Origin of the sequence: Microbacterium sp. BF1 (assembly GCF_019279095.1) — a bacterium.
Lineage (GTDB): Bacteria > Actinomycetota > Actinomycetes > Actinomycetales > Microbacteriaceae > Microbacterium > Microbacterium maritypicum.
Window position 1 is genome coordinate 1 of record NZ_JAGYWT010000672.1, and the last position, 1,073, is coordinate 1,073.

Consider the following 1,073-nt stretch of genomic DNA (forward strand, 5'->3'; position numbering starts at 1 on the left):
AGGACGGTCACGTCATCGGGGCGTTGAAACTCGCCGACGAGGTGCGGCCGGAATCCCGCGAGGCCGTCGACGCACTGCACGCACTCGGTGTGCAGGTCGTCATGATCACGGGCGACGCCGAGGCCGTCGCGCAGACTGTCGCGGCAGATCTCGGCATCGACCGATTCTTCGCCGGCGTGCGCCCCGAGGACAAGGCCGCGAAGGTGCAGGAGCTGCAGCACGAGGGGCGCAAGGTCGCGATGGTCGGTGACGGCGTCAACGATGCACCCGCGCTCGCGCAGGCCGACGTGGGTCTGGCGATCGGTGCCGGCACCGATGTCGCGATCGCCTCGGCCGGGGTGATCCTCGCCGGCGACGACCCGCGCTCCGTGCTCTCGGTGATCGAACTCTCGCGCGCCGCGTACCGCAAGATGAAGCAGAATCTGTGGTGGGCGGCGGGGTACAACCTGCTCTCGGTGCCGCTCGCGGCCGGCGTTCTGGCACCCATCGGCTTCGTGCTGCCGATGTCGGTCGGAGCGGTCCTGATGTCGCTGTCGACCATCGTCGTGGCGCTCAACGCCCAGCTGCTGCGGCGCCTGGACCTGCGCCCGGAGGTGACGACCCGCGCCATCCTCGATCGGTGACCGCCTGAGGTGGGCGTCGCCGACGCGGAGACGAGCCTGCTTCCCCCGATGCTGCAGAAGCGCGACGGAATCGGTCATCGGTGGTCTGCGTCCGAGCGTTCGGGCGCTCCTCGTCAGTCCGCGCGTTGCGGAGCAACCGCCTCGGTCCTCGTGCTCGGGCGGGCCGGCGCTGCGGGAAGCACCGTGGAGGGGCCGCTCAGGGCGCGGAGCGCGTAGAGGATGGTCGCGAGATCGACGAGCTCCTGGACGAGCGCACCGACGACGGCGGGGATGAGTCCGGTCATCGCCACGATCATGAGTCCGATGCTCAGTCCGATGCCGATCCAGATCGCGGTGAGAGCGACCCGCAGGGTGTGACGGCCGATCGCGACGGCGTCGACGAGCTTCGCCAGCGAGTCGACGAGGATCACGACATCAGCGGCGTCCCCGGCCGCGGTCGCGCCCTTCGCC

1 protein-coding gene and 1 pseudogene are annotated in these 1,073 nt (G+C 70.3%); one reads left to right on the forward strand and one right to left on the reverse strand.

The features are described from left to right. The coding region (locus KZA10_RS15910; protein WP_218683369.1) for an HAD-IC family P-type ATPase at window positions 1–623 on the forward strand (623 nt) is incomplete at its 5' end. Between the two features lie 113 nt (window positions 624–736). Here the strand turns inward: KZA10_RS15910 and KZA10_RS15915 are convergent. Next, window positions 737–1,073, reverse strand: a pseudogene (locus KZA10_RS15915) (heavy metal translocating P-type ATPase); the annotation flags it as partial.